The following is a 23,215-nucleotide window of genomic DNA, read 5'->3' on the forward strand; positions in this document are numbered from 1 at the left end:
AGGCAGATCACGCAGGCCGATCACACCAGCACATCGTGTATCGATGCGTCCTTGCCAAACTGTGCCTTGGCAAAGGGGCACAGCGGCAGCACCTTGGTGCCGGTCTCGCGCGCCCAGGCTACGAGTGCATCGAGCAGCTGGCGGCCTACGCCTTCACCACGCAGCGACTCGTCCACTTCGGTGTGGTCGATGATGACCATGGCGGCATTGGTGCGGCTGTAGGTCATCTCGGCCATGCGCTGGCCAGATTTGTCGACAAAGAACGCGCCTTTGGCGTCGGCTTCCTGGTGGTGGATGGTGTATTGCATGGTGAGGTTACCCGGTGAGGCATTCAATCAAAAGTTCAATGAATCAGTCAACTGCAAAGACCGCAATGCTGTGCAGGAAGGGCCGTTGCTTACAGCATAGCCAATAAGAGCCGCTAACATAACCCTTGATACGTCGTTGCTTCGTCGGGGGCGCCTAGCCGGGGGCGCCCAGCCTTGTCGTACTTTTGTACTGTCTGCGGCTTCGCCTAGCGCGGCCCGGCGCCTCGTCTCAACCGCAAATCTACGATTTGCTGGGTTGTGTTAGCGGCTTTAAAAGCAAAAGGCACAGGGGCGGTGCCTCTGTGCCTGGGGGTGTAATGCTGTAGATGGGCACTGCACGGGTGCCTCGGTTGGCCTTGAGGCCGCAGGCCCTGGGTGGTGTCTGTTCACAGCCTGAAGACAGTAAAGGGCTGAAGGGAGAAGCGGCTCCGTCAGCCTTGCTTCTGCAGCATCTTGATGACGCTGGAGAAGTCCTCCCCGCCGTGCCCGGCGATGCTGTGGGCCGCGTACAGCTGGCGGGCCATGCCGCCCAGTGGGGTGCTGGCCTTTACCGTCATGGCGCTTTCCTGGGCCAGACCCAGGTCCTTGAGCATCAGGTCGGTGCCAAAACCGCCGGTATAGCCCCGGGTGGCGGCACTGGCTTCCTGCACGCCGGGGCAGGGGTTGTAGACCTCCAGCGCCCAGTTGCCGCCAGAGCTGCGGCGCATGATTTCGGAGAGCACTTTGGGGTCGAGCCCGTTGGCCACGCCCAGGGCAATGGCTTCGCTGGTGCCGATCATCAGAATGCCCAGCAGCATGTTGTTGCAGATTTTGGCGGTCTGGCCCGCGCCCACGTCTCCGGCGTGGAAGATGTTCTTGCCCATTTTCTCGAGCAGGGGGCGGGCGCGCTCCAGGTGGGCCGCACTGCCGCCCACCATGAAGGTGAGGGTGCCGGCAATGGCGCCGCCGGTGCCGCCAGAGACGGGCGCATCGATGAAGCCAATGCCGCTGGCCTCGGCCGCCTTGGCCACTTTCTGGCTGGTGGCGGCAGCGATGGTGGAGCTGTCGATGATGAGTGCGCCCTTGGCGATGTGTTGCAGCAGGCCGGGCAGGCTGGCACCGTTTGTGGTGCTACCCAGAAAGAGTCCTTCCACATGCTGGCTGGCGGGCAGCATGGTGACGATGATTTCGGCGCCTTGTGCGGCCTCTTGCGCGCTGGAAGCCGCCGCACCGCCGCCTGCCACCACCTTGGCAACCGCCTCCTGGCTCAGGTCGAATGCCTTGACGCTGTGGCCTGCCTTGGCCAGGTTGATGGCCATGGGCGCGCCCATGTTGCCCAGGCCGATGAATCCGATATTTGCCATGTCTGTCTCCTTGAATATCTGTGTTGATGGTGTTGTCAGCGTGTCATGAAGCTATTAATTTGATAGCTAATGGCGCTCTCCGATCAAGCGCTGTAGGCCAAATTTTTTATGAATTACCGGGTTTACGGAGCAACAGCCGCGCCCCGGTCCTGCAGCAGGCTGCGCAGGATGCTGCGGTGGCAGCGTGCCTCGTTATCGCAGTAGCAGCCAATGGCGAAATTGGTTTGGTGCGACAGCGCGGCCAGCAGATCGAGCGTGCGGGCGGCTGGTGCCTCGGCCAGCTGTTTTCTGAATGTTTTGTCGAAACTCTTCCAGAGCTTGTCGGCCTGCGTGGTGTCGCCATGATCGGCGAGGCGGAGCGATTCCTGCGCCACTTGCATGGTTTCGGGCTCGGGCGAGAGTTCGGGGTACCAGACGTCGTAGTAGTTGCGGCTGGCAAACTCTGCCTTGGGCACACCGCGTGGCGGGCGGCGCACGGTGCCAATGCGCAGGCCCTCGCTCTGTGCGCGGGGGCTGCCTAGCTGAACGATACGGATGGGCATGCAGGGCTCCGTTGGTTGATGGTTGGTTGGTGAAAGGCTGCGCGGGTTGGCTCACAGGTCACTGTCAAACACACTGTGGCGTTTACGTGCGGGGGGCGCGGTGCGCTTTTGTTTTTTCGGGTCCGGGTCAGGATCAGCGCTTTCTGCGGCTGCCTTGGGCTTTTTCTTGGGCGTGGCCTTGGCCAGCGGGTTGAAGGCGAGGGCGCCGTCAATCCAGTATTGCCAGGCCTCGCGCGTGGAATAGGCGCTGGGCCCCACCAGAAAGTAGCCTTGCATGCCCCCGCGTGGCGACAGCGGTCGCACGCCTGCCGTCTCTGCCACCTGGGCATGGGTCTGTGGCGGCAGGCGCACCAGCAGTTCGTCGTTTTCCACGCCCAGGCACATCTTGCCGTTCACCATGAACACATGGCAGCCAAACATGGTTTTTTCTTCCACATCGGCGCAGCCGGCAAGCGCATCGCGCATGGTGTCGATGAGCTGCAAGGTTTCGGGGGAGATGGGGCGTGCGGGCATGGGTATCAGTTTCTGGTCGTTCGCCAAAGGGCGTCATTCAGGTTGCTTGGCGCATGCTGCCCAATGAAGGGGTGAGGTTTCTTGATACGCATCATGATCAACGGATGGCCTCGGGCGCATCCCCGTCGAGCATACGCCGTGCAATGATGACCCGCATGATTTCGTTGGTGCCTTCCAGGATCTGGTGTACGCGCGCGTCGCGCATCAGGCGCTCCAGCGGAAAGTCGTTCAGGTAACCATAGCCGCCGTGCAGTTGCAGGGCGTCGTTGCAGACGTTGAAGCCCACATCCGTGGCAAAACGCTTGGCCATGGCGCAGTAGGTGGAGGCGTCGCGCGCGCCGGCATCGAGCTTGCTGGCAGCCAGGCGCACCATCTGGCGCGCGGCGACCAGTTCGGTGGCCATGTCGGCCAGTTTGAACTGCAGCGCCTGAAAGCTCGCAATCGGCTTGCCGAACTGTTTGCGCTCCTGCATGTAGCTTTGGGCCTGGGTGAGCGCGCCCTGGGCAGCGCCCACCGAGCAGGTGGCGATGTTGATGCGGCCGCCGTCCAGCCCCTTCATGGCAATCTTGAAGCCTTCGCCCTCGCGGCCGAGCAGGTTGTGGGCCGGAATGCGCACGTTGTCGAAGTTGATGACGCGGGTGGGCTGGCTGTTCCAGCCCATTTTTTCTTCCTTCTTGCCGTAGCTCACGCCTTGGGCCTGGGCGGGCACCGCAAAGGCGCTGATGCCCGATGCGCCCGATTGCGCATCACCCGTGCGCGCCATCAGCACCAGCACATCGGTGGCGCCCGCGCCGCTGATGAAGGCCTTGCTGCCGTTGATGATGTATTCGTTGCCCACCAGCTCGGCCCGGGTTTTGAGCGAGGCGGCGTCTGAGCCCGCGCCGGGCTCGGTCAGGCAGTAGCTGGCGAGTTTTTGGCCGCTGGTGAGCGCCTCGCCCCATTCGGCGCGCACGGCGTCGGTCGCCCAGGTGCCCAGCATCCAGGTGGCCATGTTGTGGATGGTGATGAAGGCGGTGGTCGATGGATCGACGGCGGCCAGCTCTTCAAACACGAGGGTGGCATCGAGCCGTGGCAGGGCAAGGCCGCCCGCGCTTTCGGGCGCGTACAGGCCGCAAAAGCCCAGCTCGCCTGCGCGGCGGATGGCATCGCGGGGAAAGACGGCGTCGCGGTCCCATTCGGCAGCGTGCGGAGCCAGCTCGGTCTGCGCGAACTGGCGCGCGGTGTCGGCAAAGGCGCGCTGGTCTTCTGATAGCTCGAAATCCATGGTCGTGTCTCCTTGTTCTTATCGGTTCACCGTATTCGGGTGTTATGGCATTTGGGCCTCTGACGCTTGGTGGGAAAGCGGTGGCTGCTATGGTTTTTGTACTGCGCCCGCTGGCGGGCCTTCGTGCAGCCAGACCATCAGCTCCTTCTTGCGCTTGCTGGTTTCGGCCACCAGGCATTCATGGTAGCGGCGGCTCCAGTCGGGCTTGGCCTCGTGCGCGGCTTCCTGCTTTTTGCAGGTGGCGGCGCGCTGGCGGGTCCAGTCGTTCTGGTCGCGGCGCAGGGCAGGGCGCTCGTGGGCAGAGAGGATGCGCATCACATCGCCATACAGGATGTTGTTGTCGGTATCGGCTTGCTGAAAGGCCTGCACGGCGCAGGCATTGGTCTGCTCCACCGTGCCGCCGGGCACGCAGGCAGCGCCTGCCTGGGCCTGGGCGAGCCCGGTGTTTGCTAAAAAAACAATAGCTGATAGCGCTTGACAGGCGGGCGCAAACCAATGGTTTTTATCTGAGCGAGGCGCGGCACTTGCCGTACCGCGCCCTTCAGAGCGGAATGGGGGGATGAAAGCCATGCCGTGCATCATCGCAGCAAAAACGCACTGGAATTGCGCAGAAGGCTGGCCGGGGCCTTGCCATCTGCGTGTTTCCTGGTCCGCCCCGCCCGGGCAGGTTATTTCAGGCTGATCGTGGTGTTGACGCCCTGGCTGGTGGTGCTGTCGTCAAACCAGCGGGCCGTCACCGTCTTGGTCTGGGTGTAGAACATGACGACCTGCTTGCCGTAGGGGCCCAGATCGCCCAGCTTGGAGGCGCGGCTGCCGGTGAACGAGAAGAGCGGCACGGGCACGGGAATCGGCACATTGATACCAACTTGACCAACGTCAATGTCTTCCTCGAACTTGCGCGCTGCGGCGCCCGATTGCGTGAAGATGGCTGTGCCATTGCCATTGGGGTTGGCGTTGATGAACTCGATGGCCTGGTCGATATTGTCTGCAGCAACCAGGCACAGCACGGGGCCGAAGATTTCCTGCTCGTAGATGCTCATGCCGGGCTTGACGCCCGAGAACACCGTGGGGCCGACGAAATTGCCTTTTTCGTAGCCTGCCACCTGGGGCTTGCGGCCGTCGAGCTCCAGTTTGGCGCCATCGGCCAGGCCGCGCTCGATCAGGCCTTCCACGCGCGAGAGGGCGGCGCAGCTCACCAGCGGGCCGACGTCGGTGCCGGGCTCGGTGCCGCCGCTCACCTTGAGGGTCTTGGATTTTTCTACCAGCTCGGGAATCCACTTTTGTGCATCACCCACCAGCACGGCAACTGACAGCGCCATGCAGCGCTGGCCTGCGGCACCGAAAGCGGCGCCCAGCACGGCGTTGAGGGTCTGCTCCTTGTTCGCGTCAGGCATGACGATGGCGTGGTTCTTGGCGCCCATCATGCACTGCACGCGCTTGCCGGCCAGGCTGGCTCGGTTGTAGACGTGGGTGCCGACCTTGGTGGAGCCGACAAAGCTGATGGCCTTGATGTCCGGGTGGTCGCAGATGGCGTTGACCACGTCCTCGCCGCCATGGATGACGTTGAGCACGCCAGGTGGCACGCCCGCTTCCAGCGCCAGCTCGCACAGGCGCATGGTGACCATCGGATCCTGCTCCGAAGGCTTGAGCACGAAGGTGTTGCCCGTGGCAATCGCCATGGGGAACATCCACAACGGAATCATGGCGGGGAAATTGAAAGGCGTGATGCCTGCGCACACGCCCAGGGGCTGCAGCAGCGAGTAGGTATCGACACCATTGGCCACGTTGTTGGCCAGTTCGCCCAGCTGCAGGTTGCCAATGTTGGCGGCATGCTCCACCACTTCCAGCCCGCGGAAGACATCGCCCTCGGCGTCCGGCAGGGTCTTGCCCTGCTCGGCGGTCAGAATGGCGGCCAGCTCCTTCATGTTTTCGCGGATCAGCTGCTGCAGCTTCAAAAAGATGCGGGCGCGGGTGCCGATAGGCGTCTTGCGCCAGGTCTTGAACGCTTCCTTGGCGTTGGCCACGGCGGCATTCACTTCATCGGGCGTGGCAAAGGGCACGCGCGCCAGCACCTGTTGCGTGGCAGGGTTGACCACGTCGCGCCATTGGGTGGTTTGGGATTCGACCATCTGGCCGTTGATGAGCAGCTTGACGGTGGGCGCCAGCGTGCCGGTGGATTGCGGTGCGTTCATGTTTGTCTCCTGGGAATCTTGAAAATCTTGGGTTGTGACAGCGGTGGATGCAGTCAGGCAGCACACCGTTACCGCACATGGTAGATGTGCGCATTCGCCCAGACAAGAGCGCCGAGTGCACATGGCCTGTGCAGGGGCGCACATTGATGGCAAGGGGTGGATCGTGGTGCATACTGCACTGCTATCAGTCCATGAAGGAGGCTGCGATGGGTTGGTTTGATTGGATAGGGCTGCTGCTGGGCGGCAAGGCCGCTACGGGGAGAGCGCATGCTGCATCGGCAGCGCCTGCACCTCCTGCGCCGCCTGCTGCAACAAGCGAAGATTGGCAGGCCCTGTGCACCGCCGTGGGTGAGGCACTGGCGCTTGAAGATGTTGACGAATTATGGGGCGAAGTTCATCAGGCGCTGACGCAGCCGCAGCAGTACTACAACCGTTTTGCCGATGACCTGCCCAACCGTGGCATTGACGCGCACGAGCATGTCACGCCATGGCTGGCTCTGGTGGACGGCCTGCAGCGCAGGGGCCAGAACTTTGAACTGGACTGGAAGCTGGACATGGGCGACGCCATCTGGGCCTTGCGGGCACTCAAGACCGTGCAGCAGCGCGCGGTTCCGCTGGAGCCATTGGCGGCCAGCAAGGCATTGAGCCACGATGCCTTGCTGGAGGCAGGGGACTATCTGCGCACGCGGGGCCTGAGCCTGGTTTCTTTCGATATCGAGAGCGACAGCTATCCACTGTCTGTGCTGGAGACCAGTGCCGTTGCGCCGCTGCAGGCCTTGGCGAAGCGCGTGGGTAGCAAGGTGGTACACCTGACCAATTAGAGCCGCCAACACAACCCTTGATACGTCGTTGCTTCGCCTTGTCGTACGTCTGTACTGTCTGCGGCTTCGCGCCTCGTCTCAACCGCAAATCTGCGATTTGCTGGGTTGTGCTGGCGGCTCTTAGTTGCGCAGCAAAATAACCATGCAGGCCTCTCAGGGCAAACCCCTGCATTATCCTTGCGCACCCTCGCGGCGGGCCTGGAACCTTCCGGGCTGATGCCGCGCAATTTTTCTCGCCAACGCACTGCACCGAGCTTTTCTATGAGCAAACAGGCCCCGGCGGAGCAATCGGGGCACGTGGGTGCCGACGACCTCCAGCGCAACCTCAGCAACCGCCATATCCAGTTGATCGCCATTGGCGGCGCCATCGGCACCGGCCTGTTCATGGGCTCCGGCAAGACGATCAGCCTGGCGGGGCCCTCCATCGTGTTTGTGTACGCCATCATCGGCGTGATGCTGTTCTTTGTGATGCGCGCCATGGGTGAGTTGCTGCTGTCGAACCTGCAGTACAAGAGCTTCATCGATTTCTCGGACGATCTGCTGGGCCCCTGGGCGGGCTTTTTCACCGGCTGGACGTACTGGTTCTGCTGGGTGATCACCGGTATTGCCGATGTGATTGCCATTTCTGCCTACGCCCAGTTCTGGTGGCCCGATCTGCCGCAATGGGCACCGGCCATTGCTTGCGTGGCAGTGCTGCTGTCGCTCAACCTGCTCACCGTCAAGCTCTTTGGCGAGGTGGAGTTCTGGTTTGCAATGATCAAGATCGTGGCCATCGTCACCCTGGTGGGCACGGGCCTCTATATGGTGCTGCATGGCTTTACCTCGCCCGCAGGCCGCACGGCGAGCTTTTCCAACCTGTGGAACGACGGCGGCATGTTTCCGCATGGCGCCATGGGCTTCTTCGCGGGCTTCCAGATCGCCGTGTTTGCCTTTGTGGGCATTGAACTGGTGGGCACCACGGCCGCCGAAGCCAAGGACCCGCACCGCACGCTGCCGCGCGCGATCAACTCGATTCCCGTGCGCATCATCGTTTTCTATGTCTGCGCGCTGATTGCCATCATGGCGGTGACGCCCTGGCGCGATGTGGTGCCCAGCAAGAGCCCGTTTGTCGAGCTGTTCGTGCTGGCGGGCCTGCCAGCAGCAGCGAGCGTGATCAACTTCGTGGTGCTCACATCGGCAGCCTCGTCGGCCAACAGCGGCGTCTTCTCCACCAGCCGCATGCTCTATGGCCTGGCGCTCAAGGGCGACGCGCCGCGCGCTTTCGGCATTCTGTCGGCCAGCAGCGTGCCATCGCGCGGGCTGGTGTTCTCCTGCGTCTGCCTGCTGGGCGGCGCCTTCCTGATGTGGGTGGTGCCCAATCTAGTGGAAGCCTTCACCCTGGTGACCACGGTGTCGGCCATTCTCTTCATGTTTGTCTGGTCATTGATTCTGCTGTCCTACATCAGCTACCGCAAGAATCGGCCCGATCTGCACCAGCAGTCGCACTACAAGATGCCCGGCGGCGTGGTCATGTGCTGGCTGTGCCTGGCCTTTTTTGCCGGTATTGTGGTGCTGCTGACCTTGGAAGCAGATACCCGCCAGGCGCTGATTGCAACGCCGCTGTGGTTTGTGCTGCTGGGCGGCGCCTATGCGTGGCTGCGCGCACGCAAGCAATAACTGAATAACTGGTTCGACTGCCCGGAAATCCAACCCAGGCACTGCGGTGTGCAGGCAAGGAAACAACGGGCAGCGTCGCTGCCTGTTGTTTTTTTACGCGGCACTTTTGATTACCAGTGGATGCGGGCATGGCGGGTGTAGCTATTGTTTTGATAGTAATTGAATAGACGCCTTCCTCTCTGCAGCTTTGCACAATAATGCTGTGCATCGATTGGTACGGAGGCATACGCATGGATTGGGACCATTTGCGCTACTTTGGCGCGCTGGTGCAGGCAGGCACCCTGGTGGGTGCCGCCAAGGCGCTGGGCGTGGAGCACACCACCGTCGCCCGCCGCATCCAGGCCCTCGAAAAGCAGCTCGGCGCCACCTTGTTCACCCGAGAAGGCAGCGGCTACAAGCTGACCGATGCCGGGCGGCAACTCCAGCCGCGGGCCGAAGCCATGGACCAGATTGCCCGCGGCATTGCGCCCGTGGCTGCAAGCCAGAACACCGAAACCCCAAGCGGGGTGGTGCGCATCGGCGTGACCGAAGGCTTTGGCACCCAGATCCTCGCCAAGCACTTGGCGGTGCTGGCCCAGCGCTATCCGCTGCTCACCATCGACCTGCTGGCCGTGCCGCGCATGCTGCAGCTGTCGCGGCGCGAGGCGGACATCGTCATCTCGCTGGAGCGGCCGATTCGAGACACGGTGGTCACCAGCCGGCTGACCGAGTACCGCCTCTACCTGTATGGACAGCGCGAGTACCTGGCGCGCCATGCGCTGATCACATCGACAGACGATCTGGCTGCGCACCGCTTTGTGCACTATGTCGATGATCAGCTCTTCACCAAGGAGCTGCAGTTTCTGGACACATTGACATCGCAGCAGCGCTTCAGCTTTCGCAGCACCAGCATTCTTGCGCAGTACACGGCGGTACGCACTGGCGCCGGGCTGGGCGTGCTTCCCGGCTTTCTGGCAGACAAAGACCCGCTCCTGCAGCGCGTGCTGCCCGAGCAGGCGCAGTTCACGCGGACGTTCTGGATGTCCATGCCGCCAGAGCTGCGCCAGGTGCCCGGCATTCAGGTGGTGTGGCGCTTTTTGCAGGCGACCGTGCAGGAGCAGCAGTCGCTGCTGATGTGCTGAAGCAGAGGAGTTGGGGCAGCATTTGTGCCCCAGTAGCAGCGCGTCCGCCGCTGTTCAGCGTTACTGCCGAACCTGGCAGCAATACAAGAATGTTGCGGTGCGTCAATTGCAACCGTGGTTGCGAATAGAAACAAATTTATAAAATGATGAAATAATAGTCAGATTGACAAAATTTCAATCAAAACATATCTCTGGAGCGGAGACCTCGTGTGGTTTGATCTGCAACAATATATGGCAAGGAATATGCAATCCTAGGGTATATACGCATTAGCTGATTCGTAATTGGTTACATTTTTGTGAATTGCTTCCAAAATATTCCGTGCTAAAGTCGCCCGCTATGTCTTCGAAATGGATCTGCACCCTCATCGTGGCCGTGGCGGCAAGTGCCCATGCTGCGCCCGATAGCGACAAAAAGCCATCTGATCTGGATCTGCTGCTTGGCATAGGCCAGAGCAGCCTGGCCAAGCTCGATGATGTGCACCACCAGGTCAAGGACCAGGCCACTGTCCTCATCAGCAACGCGCTCAACCTGATTGGCGTGCCGTACCGCCGTGGTGGCAACAGTGCGGAAACCGGGCTGGACTGCAGCGGCCTTGTCCGTGCCGTATTTGCAGAGAGCTGGGGCAAGATCCTGCCTCGCCGTGCCGAAGAGCAGGCCGCTGCCACCGAGCAGATTGCCAAGGCAGATCTCAAACCCGGTGATCTGGTGTTCTTCAACACCATGCGCCGCGCCTTCAGCCATGTAGGCATCTATATGGGCGATGGCAAGTTCATCCACTCACCCCGCACCGGCAGCACCGTGCGCGTGGAAAGTATGAACATCGCCTACTGGGAAAAGCGCTTTGATGGCGCGCGCCGCGTGGAGTTGAGCGAAGACGCCCGCAGCAAGCTGATGCAGCAGGTGAACCTCGATGGCGCCGATGCGCAGGACATGATCAGCAAGGTTATCACCAAAGCGGGCATGCGCGGCAACTGAATTCTGGATGGCGGGCACGTCGCCTGCTTGTCCCAACAAAAAAGCTTCCGTTTGGGAAGCTTTTTTGTTTTCAACGCAGTGGCGCGCTGACTTCAAGTATTTTCTGGCAGATCATTTGATCCACTGCAGTACTTCGCGGAAGTCTTCGTGCTCGCAACTGCGCAGCCATTCGAAGGCGACCATCTCGGTGGTCACGAGTTCGGCGCCAGCGCCTGCAAGGCGGTCGAACGCGGCATCGCGGTTGCGTTCGGTGCGGCTGCTGCAGGCATCGGTGACGACCCAGACTTCAAACTCATCTTCCAGCAACTCCAGCGCCGTCTGCAGCAGGCAGACATGCGCTTCGCAGCCGGCAATGACGATGCTGTTGCGCTCGGGGGCTTGCTGCTGGGGTTTTTGCAGGTGCTTGGGCAGGCTGCGGGCATTGCCGCCTTGCGGCTTGGCTGGCGGGCGCAGCCATTCGTTGAGGCCCTCGGGCACGGCGCTGAAGAACATCTTGGACAGCGTCTTGTTGCACAGTGCGCGCAGTTCCTCGGCATTGGGGCCCAGCTTGCTGGGGTTCTGTTCGGTGCCGAACACGGGTACCTGCAGCTGCCGGGCAATGCGGGCCAGTGTGGTGGCATTGCGCAGGACCTGCCCGCCTTCAAAAATGGCGGGCATCAGCTTTTCCTGGTAGTCCACCAGGACGAGTTGGGATTCTTCGAAATCTAGAAGCATAGGAATTGGATGGCCTCAGGTGCCAGCAGGGCAGGCGTCTGGGGCAAAAGACACGGATTAATCACGGGCGTAAGCGATGGGCAGGACAATGCCCGCCTCGTGCGCCACCCGCACGCAGTCGCGCAGGTGTTGTTCGCCCAGGTAGCGTAGTGTCGCATAGCCCAGTGCCGCAGCCACCGCCTGGCCTGCAATGGGCACATATTTGCTGGCCTGCTGCGCAGTCAACCGCATGCCCAGCGCCTTGGCGGCACGCATGATGACATCCTTGGTGATGAGCTTGCCGATGAGCACCCCGCCCAGCATGTTGACGGTGTTCTGCACCTTGTCGCGCTTGGCGGGTGAGAGGCGGGCAATCTGGTCGTCGCTGAGGCCGAAGTTCGTGCTGATCTGCGGAATCAGCCGTGAGAGCAGGGCGGCATCCACCGCCATGTCCAGACCCGGAATCGGCGTTGCGCTGGCAAGCGCCGCCGTCAGGGCCTTGCGGTGCAGCAGCTTGCGCGATTGCTCCACGGCTTCGATCAATGCCGGGTTGCCGGTGTCCATGGCGAGCTGCAGCGCAGATGGGGGGCGAGGCTTGCGGGCGAATTTCATGGCAAGGAGGTGAGGCAGTGCAGGGAAAAAACAAGGCTGCCCGCGCGGCAGGCGCATGGCAGCCTTGTCTGGCGACGGGTGGGCAGGTCTGCGGTCAAGCCTTCTTGCGCACCAGGCCGTAGATGAACAGCAGGATGATGGCGCCCACGATGGAGGCAATCCAGCCCGCCGCCTGGCCTTCCTGGTACCAGCCCATGGCGACACCGGCATAGCTGGCAAGCAGGGAGCCGGCAATGCCCAGGAGGATGGTCATGATCCAGCCCAGCTTGTCATCGCCAGGTTTGAGGGCCCGCGCAAGCAGGCCGACAATCAGGCCGACAAAAATGGTTCCAATGATTGACATGCAAATTCCTCCAAAAAGCCATGTGAAAAGAGATTGAACGACCCGCGCAGACCAACGGCCCAGCGTGTACCGAGCGTAGCGACAGAATGTAGCCTGTTTTGTAGGACACGTTTAAAAACATGCAGCCAATTGCAAACAGCTGCAAACCCGCCGGGAGCCAGGCGCCGCGAGTCATGGTAATCCCGGGGTGGCGGCTTCTGGGGCAAAAAAATGCCCCGCAGGCTGCGGGGCAGGGTTTGCATTCGACGGCAGCTGCCGTTCCACGCCAGCTGCCGACCGGTGCGATATCAGGCCATGACCTTGGCTACCGAGGCGCAGACGTAGTCAATGTTCTTGCTGTTGAGTGCAGCCACGCACATGCGGCCGGTGTCGGTGCCGTAAACGCCGAATTCGTTGCGCAGGCGCACCATCTGGTCCTTGGACAGGCCGGAGTAGCTGAACATGCCGATCTGCGTGGTGATGAACGACATGTCCTGCTTCACACCGGCAGCCTTGAGGCCGTCCACCAGCTTCTGGCGCATGGCCTTGATGCGCACGCGCATCTCGCCCAGTTCCCTTTCCCACAACGCACGCAGCTCGGGGTTGTTCAGCACGGCGGCCACCACGGCGCCACCGTGGGTGGGTGGGTTGGAGTAGTTGGTGCGGATGACGACCTTGAGCTGGCTCAGCACGCGGGCGGCTTCTTCCTTGTCGGTGCAGACCACCGACAGGGCACCCACGCGCTCGCCGTACAGGCTGAAGCTCTTGGAGAACGAGGTGGACACGAAGATGGTGAGGCCGGCGGCAATGAACTTGTCGATAGCGGCACCGTCTTCCTTGATGCCGTGGCCAAAGCCCTGGTAGGCCATGTCCAGGAATGGGGTCAGGTTCTTGGCCTTGACGGCGGCGATCACCTGGTCCCACTGGGCGGCAGTGATGTCGTAGCCGGTGGGGTTGTGGCAGCAGGCGTGCAGCACCACGATGGTGCCGGGCGCTGCGGCGTTCAGGTCGGCCAGCATGCCGTCGAAGTTGACCGAGCGGGTGGCGGCATCGTAATAACGGTAGCTGCCCACTTCAAAGCCAGCATTGGTGAAGATGGCGCGGTGGTTTTCCCAGCTGGGGTCGGAGATCAGCACCTTGGCATTGGGGCTGAGCTTTTTCAGGAAGTCGGCGCCGATCTTCAGGCCGCCGGTGCCGCCCACGGCTTGCACGGTGGCAACGCGGCCGGATTTGACGACGTCGGAATCGGCGCCAAACACCAGGCCCTTGACAGCGCTGTCATAAGCGGCGATACCGTCAATGGGCAGGTAGCCACGCGGCGTGGGCTTGTCCATCATGGCCTTTTCGGCGGCTTGCACGCATTGCAGCAGCGGCAGCTTGCCGTTGTCGTCGAAATACACGCCCACGCCCAGGTTCACCTTGCTCGGGTTGGTGTCAGCTGCGAATTGTTCGTTCAGACCCAGGATAGGGTCGCGGGGGGCCATTTCGACGGAAGAAAAAAGAGACATGAGGAGTCCTAAGAAGGTAGAAATCTGGCGTTTCGCCCCAAGATGCAAGAATCTCGTTTCAAGAAATTGCCGTACGCTCCGGGGTTAACCCCCGTATTCTAGCGATGCCCGCTCGCGCGTGGCATACCCGACCTATGCACGAAGTCACTACCGAGGCAGCCCGCCAGGGCCAGTTTGTTCAATATCCGGGCTCGCCGTTCGAGCTGTTCCAGCCTTACCCGCCTGCAGGCGACCAGCCGGCGGCCATCGATGGCCTGGTGGAGGGCATTGAGGATGGCGAAGCGTTTCAGACCCTGCTGGGCGTGACCGGCTCGGGCAAAACCTTCACCATGGCCAATGTCATTGCCCGCACGGGGCGGCCCGCCATCGTGTTTGCGCCCAACAAGACGCTGGCCGCGCAGCTGTACAGCGAGTTTCGCGAGTTCTTTCCGAAGAACGCGGTGGAATATTTCGTCAGCTACTACGATTACTACCAGCCCGAGGCCTATGTGCCGCAGCGCGATCTTTTCATCGAAAAGGACAGCGCCATCAATGAGCACATCGAGCAGATGCGGCTGTCGGCCACCAAGAGCGTGCTGGAGCGCCGCGACACCATCGTGGTGGCCACCGTCTCCGCCATCTACGGTATCGGCTCGCCCGAGTCGTACACCAAGATGCGCTTCATCCTGCGCGTGGGCGACGAGATCAACCAGCGCGACACGATTGCGCAGCTGGTGCGCATGCAGTACAAGCGCAACGACATGGATTTCTCGCGCGGGTCGTTCCGTGTGCGTGGCGACACCATCGATGTGTTTCCGTCGGAGCACAGCGAACTGGCCGTGCGCATCGAGCTGTTCGATGATGAGGTTGAAAGCATCCAGCTGTTTGACCCCCTCACGGGCCGGGTGCGACAGAAGGTGCCGCGCTTTACCATCTACCCCAGCAGCCACTATGTGACACCGCGCGACCAGGTGCTGGCGGCCGTCGAAACCATCAAGGAGGAGCTGGCCGGGCGATTGAAGCAACTGGTGGGTGAAGGCAAGCTGGTGGAGGCGCAGCGTCTGGAGCAGCGCACGCGCTTCGATCTGGAAATGCTGAGCGAGGTGGGACACTGCAAGGGCATCGAAAACTACTCGCGCCACCTCTCCGGGGCCATGCCGGGCGATCCGCCGCCCACGATGACCGACTACATGCCCAAGGATGCGCTCCTGTTCCTGGACGAGAGCCACCAGATGATCGGCCAGCTCAACGCCATGTACAACGGCGACAAGGCGCGCAAGACCACCTTGGTCGAGTACGGCTTTCGCCTGCCCAGCGCGCTGGACAACCGGCCGCTCAAGTTCGTGGAGTTCGAGCAGCGCATGCGCCAGGTGGTGTTTGTATCGGCCACGCCGGCCGACTATGAAAAGCAGCACGCCGGCAAGGTGGTAGAGCAGGTGGTGCGACCCACGGGCCTCGTCGACCCCGAGGTGGAGGTGCGCCCCGCAACTCACCAGGTGGACGATGTGCTTCAGGAGATCCATGCCCGCGTCAAGGTCAATGAGCGGGTGCTGATCACAACCCTGACCAAGCGCATGGCCGAACAGCTGACGGAGTACCTGACGGACAACGGCGTGAAGGTGCGGTACCTGCACTCCGATGTGGACACGGTCGAGCGGGTGGAGATCATCCGCGACCTGCGCCTGGGCGCATTTGACGTGCTGGTAGGCATCAACCTGCTGCGTGAAGGCCTGGATATTCCGGAAGTATCCCTGGTCGCCATCCTGGATGCCGACAAGGAAGGCTTTCTGCGCGCCGAGCGCAGCCTGATCCAGACCATTGGCCGGGCGGCGCGCAATATGCACGGCAAGGCCATCCTGTATGCCGACCGCATCACCGACTCGATGAAGCGGGCGATGGACGAAACCTCGCGTCGCCGGGCCAAGCAGATGACCTTCAACGAAGCCCATGGCATTGTGCCTAGGAGCATTGTCAAGCAGGTGCGCGACCTGATTGACGGCGTATACAGCACCAAGGCCAGCGAGGAGTTTGAGCGGGCCGAAAAAGTGGCTTTGCAGAAGGCGCAGGTCGAGGAAATGTCCGAACGCGATATTTCCAAGGAAATCAAGCGGCTGGAAAAGGAAATGATGGAAGCGGCGCGCAACCTCGAATTCGAGGCTGCGGCCCGGGCGCGCGACCAATTGACCTTGCTCAAACAAAGGGCTTTTGGTGGGGCATCTCCAGAGGCAGGGAATACCCGCAGCGCTTAGTGGAAACTGGTTGTGTCAGTAATCTTTGCTTACCCGAGCGAATTTATGGGGCATTGTGCTATACTGACACAAATTACTCAACAACAAGAATAAAGCCTTTCGATGAACGGGACCTGCCCTGGCAACAGGGTAGAGCGACGGGCTATGACGAAGCCGATGCGGGTGGCTTGCTTGCTTCGGATGTCTATGGTTATCAAGCCTGACCTCTAAGGAACGATTATGCGTCTCACGACCAAGGGCCGATTTGCTGTTACTGCCATGATTGATCTGGCTTTGCGCCAGAACAATGGTCCAGTTACCCTGGCTGCCATCAGCCAGCGCCAGCAAATCTCGCTGTCTTATCTGGAGCAGCTGTTTGGCAAGCTGCGCCGCCACGAACTGGTGGAATCCACGCGTGGCCCGGGCGGCGGATACACGCTGGCCCGCAAGGCTGCCGAAATCACCGTCGCGGACATCATTGTGTCGGTGGACGAACCCATTGATGCCACCCAGTGCGGTGGCAAGGAAAACTGCATGGGCGAAGCAGGTCGTTGCATGACGCACGAGCTGTGGGCTTCGCTGAACCAGCGCATGGTGGAGTTTCTTGATTCCGTCACCCTGCAAAAGCTGGTGGACGATCAGCTCGCCAAGGGCATTCAGATCGAAGACAAGCCCGTGGTGCGCCGCGCCATTTCGACCACGCCGGTGGTCAAGCCTATCCGCGTGACCGCGCCGAACTCGGTGTTTGCACTCGGCAACGTAGGCAATGCATTTGCCAAATCCTAAGGTTTGATGCGGCGCCTGGCGCCGCAGCCCGGGGCATGCGGAGCGCCGGGCAGGGTGGGTGCGCCTGTACGTGGCATCTGCCTGTGCTGTTAGCACAACGTGTTTTGTGATTTTGCGTGTGCCTCGCCCGCACATGCCTGAGAAGCCAGATATGGACATGACCCCACATTTCCCCATTTACCTCGACTACGGCGCCACCACGCCGGTGGACCCCCGTGTGGTCGAAGCCATGATTCCCTGGCTGTCGGAGAATTTCGGCAACCCGGCCTCGCGCAGCCATGCCTGGGGCTGGACTGCGGAAGAGGCGGTGGAGAAGGCGCGCAAGCAAGTGGCCGATCTGATCCACGCCGATCCGCGTGAAATCATCTGGACCAGCGGCGCCACCGAGTCGGACAATCTGGCCATCAAGGGTGCCGCCCAGTTCTACAAGGGCAAGGGCAAGCACTTGATCACGGTCAAGACCGAGCACAAGGCCGTGCTGGACACCATGCGCGCCCTGGAGCGTGAGGGTTTTGAAGTCACGTATCTGGACGTGCTGGAAAACGGTCTGGTCGATCTGGACGTCTTCAAGGCCTCCATCCGCCCCGACACCATTCTGGTGAGCGTCATGTTCGTCAACAACGAAACTGGCGTGATCCAGGACATCGAGACGATTGGCGACATCTGCCGCGAAAAGGGCATCATCTTCCACGTGGATGCAGCGCAGGCCACGGGCAAGGTGGAAATCGACGTCACCAAGCTCAAGATCGATCTGATGAGCCTGGCTTCGCACAAGACCTATGGCCCCAAGGGCATCGGTGCACTGTACGTGCGCCGCAAGCCACGCGTGCGCCTGGAAGCGCAGATCCACGGTGGCGGCCACGAGCGCGGCATGCGTTCGGGCACCCTGGCTACGCACCAGATCGTAGGCATGGGCGAGGCCTACCGCCTGGCACAGGAAGAAATGGCCAAGGACTACGCCCACGCCAAGGCACTGCAGCAACGCATGATCGATGGCTTGAAGGACATCGAGCAGGTCTTCATCAACGGCGACCTGGAACACCGCGTTCCGCACAACCTGAACATCAGCTTCAACTACGTGGAAGGTGAATCGCTGATCATGGGCATCAAGGGACTGGCGGTGTCGTCCGGCTCGGCATGCACCTCGGCCAGCCTGGAGCCCAGCTATGTGCTGCGCGCCCTGGGCCGCAGCGACGAGCTGGCCCACAGCAGCCTGCGCATGACCTTCGGCCGTTTCACGACCGAGGCCGACATCGATTACGCCGTGCAGTCTATCCGCGAGAACGTCGCCAAGCTGCGCGAGCTGAGCCCCCTGTGGGAAATGTACAAGGACGGTGTCGATCTGAGCACCATCCAGTGGGCTGCTCACTGAGCCCCTGCACCACGAAGCAACAGTAAAGAGGTATCCAAAATGGCATATTCCGACAAGGTCATCGACCACTACGAAAACCCCCGCAATGTGGGCTCTTTCGACAAGGGTGACGAATCCGTTGGTACCGGCATGGTGGGCGCGCCCGCTTGCGGCGACGTGATGAAGCTGCAGATCAAGGTCAATGCCGAAACCGGCGTGATCGAAGACGCACGCTTCAAGACCTACGGCTGTGGCTCTGCCATCGCCTCGTCGTCGCTGGTGACCGAATGGGTCAAGGGCAAGACGCTGGACGAAGCCGCCGCGCTCAAGAACGCGCAGATCGCTGAAGAGCTGGCATTGCCCCCTGTCAAGATCCACTGCTCCATCCTGGCAGAAGACGCGATCAAGGCTGCCGTGAGCGATTACAAGGCCAAGCACACCGCCAAGGTGGAGGCATAAGCACCAATGGCTGTCACGCTTTCTGAATCGGCTGCGCGCCACATCACCCGCTACCTGTCGCGCCGCGGCAAGGGCGTGGGTGTGCGCCTGGGCGTCAAGACCACCGGCTGCTCGGGCCTGGCCTACAAGCTGGAGTACGTGGACGAGGCCGCGCCTGAAGACGTGGTGTTCGAGGAACACGGCGTCAAGATACTGGTCGACCCCAAGAGCATGGCCTATATCGATGGCACCGAGCTGGATTTTGTGCGCGAAGGCCTGAATGAAGGCTTCAAGTTCCACAACCCCAACGAGCGTGACCGTTGCGGCTGCGGCGAGAGCTTTCGCGTGTAAGCTATTGAAAACAGAGCTGTCGGCGCTCGTGATACGGGGTTTCAAGCTGAAATATGCTGAAGTTTCGTACAGAAGGCCGCAGACAGCTCTTTTTGATCACCGGCAACTTATGACCGCCTTCGCACACCGCCAGGCGGTTTTTTAACGCCATGCCGAGCGAGGACAATGGCGATTTTGTTGGCGAAAAGGCCGCCGTGTGTGGCGAGCGAGCCGAGGCGACTTGAAGAACGATGAACCTGCAATCCAATGATTTTGAGCTGTTCGGCGTGGCCGAGCAGTTTGCGCAAGACGCAGGCCAACTGGCCGAGCGCTGGAAGCTGCTGCAGAAAGAGGCGCACCCCGACCGGTTTGCGGCCCAGGGTGCGGCGGCGCAGCGCGTGGCCATGCAATGGTCGGTGCGCATCAACGAGGCTTACCAGCGCCTCAAGGACCCGCTCAAGCGCGCCGCCTACCTGTGCGAGCTGCATGGCGCGCCCATTCGTGCCGAAGACAACACAGCCATGCCCGCAGCGTTCCTGATGCAGCAGATGGAGTGGCGCGAGGCCCTCGAAGACGCGCAGAGCGCCGCCGCAGTTGACGCGTTGGAGGACGAAGTGCAGGCTTCGCGCCGAACCATGCTCGCGCGCTGCGAGCAACTGCTTGATGCCGAGCGCAACTACGCGGAAGCCGCCCAGCAGGTGAGAGCCCTCATGTTTGTTGCGCGATTTAGCGCAGATATCGACCGCCGCCGCGAGCAACTGGGACAATAAGCCCTGTACCGCGACTTGCGGGATCCAGCCGCTGGGCACTGGGGCGCTGCTTGGCAGTGGTTTGCATGAAGCAGATCGCCAGCGCCCATCCTGCAAGCGATAGAACTCATAAAAGAATAGCATCCATGGCATTGCTCCAAATTTCCGAACCCGGCCAGTCTCCCGATCCGCACCAACGTCGCATCGCTGTGGGTATTGACCTGGGCACCACGCATTCGCTGGTGGCCGCCGTGCGCAACGGCGTAGCCGAATGCCTGCCTGATGACGATGGCCGCGTGCTGCTGCCGTCCGTCGTGCACTACCATGAGGGCGGCAAGCGCGACATTGGCTACGCGGCGCTCACCACGCCGGGGCTGGACGCTGCCAACACCATTGCATCTGCCAAGCGGCTGATGGGCCGCACCCTGACCGATGTGCAGCACCCCGAGCAACTGCCGTACCAGCTGGTGCAGCCCGAAGATGCTGGCATGGTGGCCATCGAGACCGTGGCGGGCCGCAAGTCTCCGGTGGAGATCAGTGCCGAGATCCTGGCTACCTTGCGTTACCGCGCAGAAGACACGTTTGACAACGACCTGTATGGCGCCGTCATCACCGTGCCCGCGTATTTTGACGATGCACAGCGCCAGGCCACCAAGGATGCGGCGCAGCTGGCCGGCATCAGGCTGCTGCGCCTCATCAATGAACCTACAGCCGCTGCCATTGCCTATGGGCTCGACAACGCCGCAGAAGGCATCTACGCCGTCTACGACCTGGGCGGCGGCACGTTCGACATCTCCATCCTGCGCCTGGCACGCGGCGTGTTCGAGGTGATTGCCACCGGCGGTGATTCGGCCCTGGGCGGTGATGACTACGATGCGGCGCTGGCCCAATGGGCGCTTGCCAAGACCGGCGCCGTGGCGCAGAGTGCGCAGGACAAGGCCGTGCTGCGCCTGGCCGCCAAGGCGGCGAAGGAAGGATTGACTGCTTCTGAATCGATAGCATTCAGCGCACAGCTGGCGGGCGCCAACATTCATTTTGATCTGAATCGCGCAGATTTTGACGCAGCCACCCGTCATTTGACCGACCGCACACTCACCGCCGTACGCCGCGCGCTGCGCGATGCGCAACTGGACAAGGACGAGGTGCAGGGCGTCGTCATGGTGGGCGGCTCCACCCGCATGCCGCAGGTGCGGCAGGCCGTGGCCGGTTATTTTGGCCGCGAACCATTGACCAACCTCAACCCGGACGAAGTCGTGGCCCTGGGGGCGTCGATCCAGGCCAACCAGTTGGCGGGCAACGACACCAATGGCGACCTGCTGCTGCTCGATGTGATTCCGCTGTCGCTGGGCATCGAAACCATGGGTGGCTTGGTCGAGCGCATCGTCAGCCGCAACGAAACCATTCCGACCGCGCGCGCGCAGGATTTCACCACCTACAAGGACGGCCAGACCGCGCTGGCGATCCATGTAGTGCAAGGCGAGCGCGACCTAGTGGCCGACTGCCGCAGCCTGGCGCGCTTCGAGCTGCGCGGCATCCCTCCGATGGCAGCGGGCGCCGCACGCATTCGCGTCACCTTCACCATCGATGCGGATGGCCTGCTTTCGGTGGGCGCGCAGGAGCAGATGAGTGGCGTGCAGGCGCAGATCGACGTCAAGCCGTCGTACGGCCTGTCGGACGACCAGATCGCCCGCATGCTGCAGGACAGCTTCAGCACCGCGCAGGCCGACATGCAGGCGCGCGCGCTGGTGGAGGCGCGCGTGGACGGCGACCGCCTGCTGATTGCCGCGCAAAGCGCGCTGGATGCCGACGGCGACGTGCTGAGCGACGCCGAGCGCGAGCAGATCGACGCGCTGATGAATGCACTGCGCGCCACCTTGACGGGCGACAACGCTGCCGCCATCGAGGCTGCCAGCGAAGCCCTGGGCAAGGGCACCGAGACCTTTGCCGCAGAGCGCATGAACCGCGGCATCCGCCAGGCGCTTGCCGGCAAGAACGTGCAATCCATTTAAAAAATTACCAGAAAACGACCCCATGCCAGTTATCAAGATCCTCCCGCACGCCGAATACTGCCCCAATGGCGCTGAAATCAAGGCGCCCACCGGAACATCGGTCTGTGAAGCCCTGCTGGAAAACGGCATCAACATCGAACATGCCTGCGACATGAGCCGCGCCTGCACCACCTGCCACGTCATCGTGCGCAAGGGCTTTGATTCGATGGAGCCCTCGGAAGAGGAAGAAGACGATCTGCTGGACAAGGCCTGGGGCCTGGAGCCGCAGTCCCGCCTCTCGTGCCAGGCCATTGTGGCGCGCGAAGACCTGACGGTGGAAATCCCCAAATACTCGATCAACCACGCCAAAGAAAACCACTGAGCGCCTGCACCCGCAGGGCGTTGCTGCGGCGCCCAGGCTCTTCGCTCAGGAGCGAGAAAGGGCGGGGCGCAGCGGCTGAGGTAGCATGCACGGGCATATGATTGAGAGGATGTAGGGATGGCTCGCCAAATTGTTCTGGATACGGAAACCACCGGCCTGTCGGCCGCCGAAGGCGATCGCGTGATCGAGCTGGGCTGCGTGGAACTGGTAGACCGCAAGCTCAGCGGCAACAACCTGCACCTGTACTTCAACCCCGACCGTGAAAGCCACGAAGATGCGCTGCGCGTGCACGGCATCACGACGGCGTTTCTGGCCGACAAACCGCGCTTTCATGAAATGGCGGCGCAGATTCAGGAATACCTGCAGGGCGCGGAGCTGATCATCCACAACGCGCCGTTCGACATGGGCTTCCTGAACAAGGAGTTCGAGCGTGTGGGCATGCCCAGCCTGACCAGCATGGTCAGCGGCGTGATCGACAGCCTGGTGATGGCCAAGGAGCTGTTCCCCGGCAAACGCAACTCGCTCGATGCCCTGTGTGATCGCCTGGAAGTGGACAACTCGGGCCGCGACCTGCACGGCGCCTTGCTGGACGCAGAGCTGCTGGCAGACGTCTACATCAACATGACGCGCGGGCAGGAGCAATTGCTGTCCATGGATGCTGCACCCGGTGCGCTCGGTTCGTCTGCTGGCAAGGCCGGAATTGTGGTGCAGCGCCAGGATTTGAGCCACTTTGACCTGCCCGTGATCGTACCTTCGGACGCAGAATTGGCCGCGCACGAAGAAGTGCTTGCGCAGATCGACAAATCAAGCGGCGACAAAACAATTTGGCGAAAAATAGCCTGATTTACCGGGCACGCAACAAATTGCTGCCATAATAGCGGTCTTGACGGAAACGTCATCCGGGGTGATTAGCTCAGCGGTAGAGCACTGCCTTCACACGGCAGGGGTCACATGTTCGATCCATGTATCACCCACCAGTTTTTCGGAAAGATGTCTGCAAAGGCGGCTTTCTTTGGGTGATTAGCTCAGCGGTAGAGCACTGCCTTCACACGGCAGGGGTCACATGTTCGATCCATGTATCACCCACCAGTTTTTCGGAAAGATGCCTGCAAA

Annotated in this window: 24 protein-coding genes and 2 tRNA genes; 15 read left to right on the top strand and 11 right to left on the bottom strand. The window is 61.7% G+C overall.

Features of this window, described 5'->3' with window-relative positions; all coding sequences use genetic code 11:
* Nucleotides 1-20: 20 nt before the first annotated feature.
* The 7 genes from LAD35_RS09375 to LAD35_RS09405 all read right to left on the bottom strand — a co-directional run bounded on the left by LAD35_RS09375 (nt 21) and on the right by LAD35_RS09405 (nt 6,162).
* The gene (locus LAD35_RS09375; protein WP_224152408.1) at nt 21-308 is read right to left on the bottom strand and encodes a GNAT family N-acetyltransferase; all 288 of its coding nucleotides are present in this window, start codon (nt 306-308) and stop codon (nt 21-23) included.
* A gap of 431 nt (nt 309-739) precedes the next feature.
* Complete coding sequence (mmsB, locus tag LAD35_RS09380; protein WP_263434673.1) at nt 740-1,669, bottom strand: 3-hydroxyisobutyrate dehydrogenase; 930 nt, start codon at nt 1,667-1,669, stop codon at nt 740-742.
* A 104-nt stretch (nt 1,670-1,773) separates the two neighbouring features.
* Entirely contained in the window at nt 1,774-2,193 is a 420-nt protein-coding gene (locus LAD35_RS09385) for a DUF488 domain-containing protein (protein ID WP_224152409.1), read from the bottom strand.
* A gap of 51 nt (nt 2,194-2,244) precedes the next feature.
* Nucleotides 2,245-2,706, bottom strand: coding sequence for a TfoX/Sxy family protein (locus LAD35_RS09390; RefSeq protein WP_224152410.1), 462 nt, complete (start codon nt 2,704-2,706; stop codon nt 2,245-2,247).
* Between the two features lie 97 nt (nt 2,707-2,803).
* A complete protein-coding gene (locus tag LAD35_RS09395) occupies nt 2,804-3,970 on the bottom strand; it encodes an acyl-CoA dehydrogenase family protein (protein ID WP_224152411.1) in 1,167 nt (388 codons plus the stop codon).
* Nucleotides 3,971-4,057: 87 nt separating this feature from the next.
* Nucleotides 4,058-4,540, bottom strand: a complete 483-nt coding sequence (locus LAD35_RS09400) for a lysozyme inhibitor LprI family protein (protein ID WP_224152412.1) — start codon at nt 4,538-4,540, stop codon at nt 4,058-4,060.
* Nucleotides 4,541-4,638: 98 nt separating this feature from the next.
* The gene (locus LAD35_RS09405; protein WP_224152413.1) at nt 4,639-6,162 is read right to left on the bottom strand and encodes a CoA-acylating methylmalonate-semialdehyde dehydrogenase; all 1,524 of its coding nucleotides are present in this window, start codon (nt 6,160-6,162) and stop codon (nt 4,639-4,641) included.
* A 206-nt stretch (nt 6,163-6,368) separates the two neighbouring features.
* Between LAD35_RS09405 and LAD35_RS09410 the strand changes: the two genes are divergently transcribed.
* From LAD35_RS09410 to LAD35_RS09425, 4 genes are all read left to right on the top strand, one after another.
* Nucleotides 6,369-6,983, top strand: a complete 615-nt coding sequence (locus tag LAD35_RS09410) for a DUF6630 family protein (RefSeq protein ID WP_224152414.1) — start codon at nt 6,369-6,371, stop codon at nt 6,981-6,983.
* A gap of 261 nt (nt 6,984-7,244) precedes the next feature.
* A complete protein-coding gene (gene cycA, locus LAD35_RS09415) occupies nt 7,245-8,639 on the top strand; it encodes a D-serine/D-alanine/glycine transporter (protein ID WP_224152415.1) in 1,395 nt (464 codons plus the stop codon).
* A gap of 230 nt (nt 8,640-8,869) precedes the next feature.
* Complete coding sequence (locus tag LAD35_RS09420) at nt 8,870-9,760, top strand: LysR family transcriptional regulator (RefSeq protein ID WP_224152416.1); 891 nt, start codon at nt 8,870-8,872, stop codon at nt 9,758-9,760.
* A gap of 337 nt (nt 9,761-10,097) precedes the next feature.
* Nucleotides 10,098-10,736, top strand: a complete 639-nt coding sequence (locus LAD35_RS09425) for a C40 family peptidase (protein ID WP_224152417.1) — start codon at nt 10,098-10,100, stop codon at nt 10,734-10,736.
* 111 nt (nt 10,737-10,847) lie between these two features.
* On the opposite strand, the gene LAD35_RS09430 is transcribed toward LAD35_RS09425, so the two are convergent.
* The 4 genes from LAD35_RS09430 to LAD35_RS09445 form a co-directional block, all read right to left on the bottom strand.
* Entirely contained in the window at nt 10,848-11,450 is a 603-nt protein-coding gene (locus tag LAD35_RS09430) for an isochorismatase family protein (protein WP_224152418.1), read from the bottom strand.
* A 57-nt stretch (nt 11,451-11,507) separates the two neighbouring features.
* A complete protein-coding gene (locus LAD35_RS09435; protein ID WP_224152419.1) occupies nt 11,508-12,041 on the bottom strand; it encodes a hypothetical protein in 534 nt (177 codons plus the stop codon).
* Between the two features lie 94 nt (nt 12,042-12,135).
* Complete coding sequence (locus LAD35_RS09440) at nt 12,136-12,384, bottom strand: GlsB/YeaQ/YmgE family stress response membrane protein (RefSeq protein WP_224152420.1); 249 nt, start codon at nt 12,382-12,384, stop codon at nt 12,136-12,138.
* A gap of 287 nt (nt 12,385-12,671) precedes the next feature.
* Nucleotides 12,672-13,871 carry an amino acid aminotransferase gene (locus LAD35_RS09445; protein WP_224152421.1) on the bottom strand — a complete coding sequence of 400 codons (1,200 nt, stop codon included), beginning with the start codon at nt 13,869-13,871 and terminating at the stop codon, nt 12,672-12,674.
* Nucleotides 13,872-14,005: 134 nt separating this feature from the next.
* Here LAD35_RS09445 and uvrB point away from each other — a divergent pair, with 134 nt between their 5' ends.
* The 11 genes from uvrB (at nt 14,006) to LAD35_RS09500 (ending at nt 23,191) form a co-directional block, all read left to right on the top strand.
* Entirely contained in the window at nt 14,006-16,099 is a 2,094-nt protein-coding gene (uvrB, locus tag LAD35_RS09450) for an excinuclease ABC subunit UvrB (RefSeq protein WP_224152422.1), read from the top strand.
* A gap of 219 nt (nt 16,100-16,318) precedes the next feature.
* The gene (iscR, locus tag LAD35_RS09455; protein ID WP_184711518.1) at nt 16,319-16,864 is read left to right on the top strand and encodes a Fe-S cluster assembly transcriptional regulator IscR; all 546 of its coding nucleotides are present in this window, start codon (nt 16,319-16,321) and stop codon (nt 16,862-16,864) included.
* A gap of 151 nt (nt 16,865-17,015) precedes the next feature.
* Nucleotides 17,016-18,236, top strand: a complete 1,221-nt coding sequence (locus LAD35_RS09460; RefSeq protein WP_224152423.1) for an IscS subfamily cysteine desulfurase — start codon at nt 17,016-17,018, stop codon at nt 18,234-18,236.
* Between the two features lie 39 nt (nt 18,237-18,275).
* A complete protein-coding gene (gene iscU, locus LAD35_RS09465; RefSeq protein WP_224152424.1) occupies nt 18,276-18,674 on the top strand; it encodes a Fe-S cluster assembly scaffold IscU in 399 nt (132 codons plus the stop codon).
* A 6-nt stretch (nt 18,675-18,680) separates the two neighbouring features.
* A complete protein-coding gene (gene iscA / locus LAD35_RS09470) occupies nt 18,681-19,004 on the top strand; it encodes an iron-sulfur cluster assembly protein IscA (RefSeq protein ID WP_224152425.1) in 324 nt (107 codons plus the stop codon).
* 230 nt (nt 19,005-19,234) lie between these two features.
* Nucleotides 19,235-19,753: a Fe-S protein assembly co-chaperone HscB gene (hscB, locus tag LAD35_RS09475; RefSeq protein ID WP_224152426.1), complete on the top strand. Its 519-nt coding sequence runs from the start codon at nt 19,235-19,237 to the stop codon at nt 19,751-19,753.
* Between the two features lie 125 nt (nt 19,754-19,878).
* The gene (gene hscA / locus LAD35_RS09480) at nt 19,879-21,741 is read left to right on the top strand and encodes a Fe-S protein assembly chaperone HscA (RefSeq protein ID WP_224152427.1); all 1,863 of its coding nucleotides are present in this window, start codon (nt 19,879-19,881) and stop codon (nt 21,739-21,741) included.
* A gap of 22 nt (nt 21,742-21,763) precedes the next feature.
* Nucleotides 21,764-22,102 (top strand): ISC system 2Fe-2S type ferredoxin, encoded by a 339-nt coding sequence (gene fdx / locus LAD35_RS09485; RefSeq protein WP_224152428.1) that lies wholly within the window; start codon nt 21,764-21,766, stop codon nt 22,100-22,102.
* Between the two features lie 117 nt (nt 22,103-22,219).
* A complete protein-coding gene (gene dnaQ, locus LAD35_RS09490; protein WP_224152429.1) occupies nt 22,220-22,945 on the top strand; it encodes a DNA polymerase III subunit epsilon in 726 nt (241 codons plus the stop codon).
* 59 nt (nt 22,946-23,004) lie between these two features.
* Nucleotides 23,005-23,079, top strand: a tRNA-Val gene (locus tag LAD35_RS09495).
* A gap of 37 nt (nt 23,080-23,116) precedes the next feature.
* Nucleotides 23,117-23,191, top strand: a tRNA-Val gene (locus LAD35_RS09500).
* Nucleotides 23,192-23,215: the final 24 nt, after the last annotated feature.

The organism is Comamonas odontotermitis (assembly GCF_020080045.1).
GTDB classification, from domain to species: domain Bacteria; phylum Pseudomonadota; class Gammaproteobacteria; order Burkholderiales; family Burkholderiaceae_C; genus Comamonas; species Comamonas odontotermitis.

Coding starts and splice junctions, on each gene's coding strand:
- LAD35_RS09375 (WP_224152408.1), bottom strand. CDS start 308: ATGCAATACACCATCCACCACCAGGAAGCCGACGCCAAAGGCGCGTTC.
- LAD35_RS09385 (WP_224152409.1), bottom strand. CDS start 2,193: ATGCCCATCCGTATCGTTCAGCTAGGCAGCCCCCGCGCACAGAGCGAG.
- LAD35_RS09390 (WP_224152410.1), bottom strand. CDS start 2,706: ATGCCCGCACGCCCCATCTCCCCCGAAACCTTGCAGCTCATCGACACC.
- LAD35_RS09395 (WP_224152411.1), bottom strand. CDS start 3,970: ATGGATTTCGAGCTATCAGAAGACCAGCGCGCCTTTGCCGACACCGCG.
- LAD35_RS09400 (WP_224152412.1), bottom strand. CDS start 4,540: ATGGCTTTCATCCCCCCATTCCGCTCTGAAGGGCGCGGTACGGCAAGT.
- LAD35_RS09405 (WP_224152413.1), bottom strand. CDS start 6,162: ATGAACGCACCGCAATCCACCGGCACGCTGGCGCCCACCGTCAAGCTG.
- LAD35_RS09410 (WP_224152414.1), top strand. CDS start 6,369: ATGGGTTGGTTTGATTGGATAGGGCTGCTGCTGGGCGGCAAGGCCGCT.
- cycA (WP_224152415.1), top strand. CDS start 7,245: ATGAGCAAACAGGCCCCGGCGGAGCAATCGGGGCACGTGGGTGCCGAC.
- LAD35_RS09420 (WP_224152416.1), top strand. CDS start 8,870: ATGGATTGGGACCATTTGCGCTACTTTGGCGCGCTGGTGCAGGCAGGC.
- LAD35_RS09425 (WP_224152417.1), top strand. CDS start 10,098: ATGTCTTCGAAATGGATCTGCACCCTCATCGTGGCCGTGGCGGCAAGT.
- LAD35_RS09430 (WP_224152418.1), bottom strand. CDS start 11,450: ATGCTTCTAGATTTCGAAGAATCCCAACTCGTCCTGGTGGACTACCAG.
- LAD35_RS09435 (WP_224152419.1), bottom strand. CDS start 12,041: ATGAAATTCGCCCGCAAGCCTCGCCCCCCATCTGCGCTGCAGCTCGCC.
- LAD35_RS09440 (WP_224152420.1), bottom strand. CDS start 12,384: ATGTCAATCATTGGAACCATTTTTGTCGGCCTGATTGTCGGCCTGCTT.
- LAD35_RS09445 (WP_224152421.1), bottom strand. CDS start 13,871: ATGTCTCTTTTTTCTTCCGTCGAAATGGCCCCCCGCGACCCTATCCTG.
- uvrB (WP_224152422.1), top strand. CDS start 14,006: ATGCACGAAGTCACTACCGAGGCAGCCCGCCAGGGCCAGTTTGTTCAA.
- iscR (WP_184711518.1), top strand. CDS start 16,319: ATGCGTCTCACGACCAAGGGCCGATTTGCTGTTACTGCCATGATTGAT.
- LAD35_RS09460 (WP_224152423.1), top strand. CDS start 17,016: ATGGACATGACCCCACATTTCCCCATTTACCTCGACTACGGCGCCACC.
- iscU (WP_224152424.1), top strand. CDS start 18,276: ATGGCATATTCCGACAAGGTCATCGACCACTACGAAAACCCCCGCAAT.
- iscA (WP_224152425.1), top strand. CDS start 18,681: ATGGCTGTCACGCTTTCTGAATCGGCTGCGCGCCACATCACCCGCTAC.
- hscB (WP_224152426.1), top strand. CDS start 19,235: ATGAACCTGCAATCCAATGATTTTGAGCTGTTCGGCGTGGCCGAGCAG.
- hscA (WP_224152427.1), top strand. CDS start 19,879: ATGGCATTGCTCCAAATTTCCGAACCCGGCCAGTCTCCCGATCCGCAC.
- fdx (WP_224152428.1), top strand. CDS start 21,764: ATGCCAGTTATCAAGATCCTCCCGCACGCCGAATACTGCCCCAATGGC.
- dnaQ (WP_224152429.1), top strand. CDS start 22,220: ATGGCTCGCCAAATTGTTCTGGATACGGAAACCACCGGCCTGTCGGCC.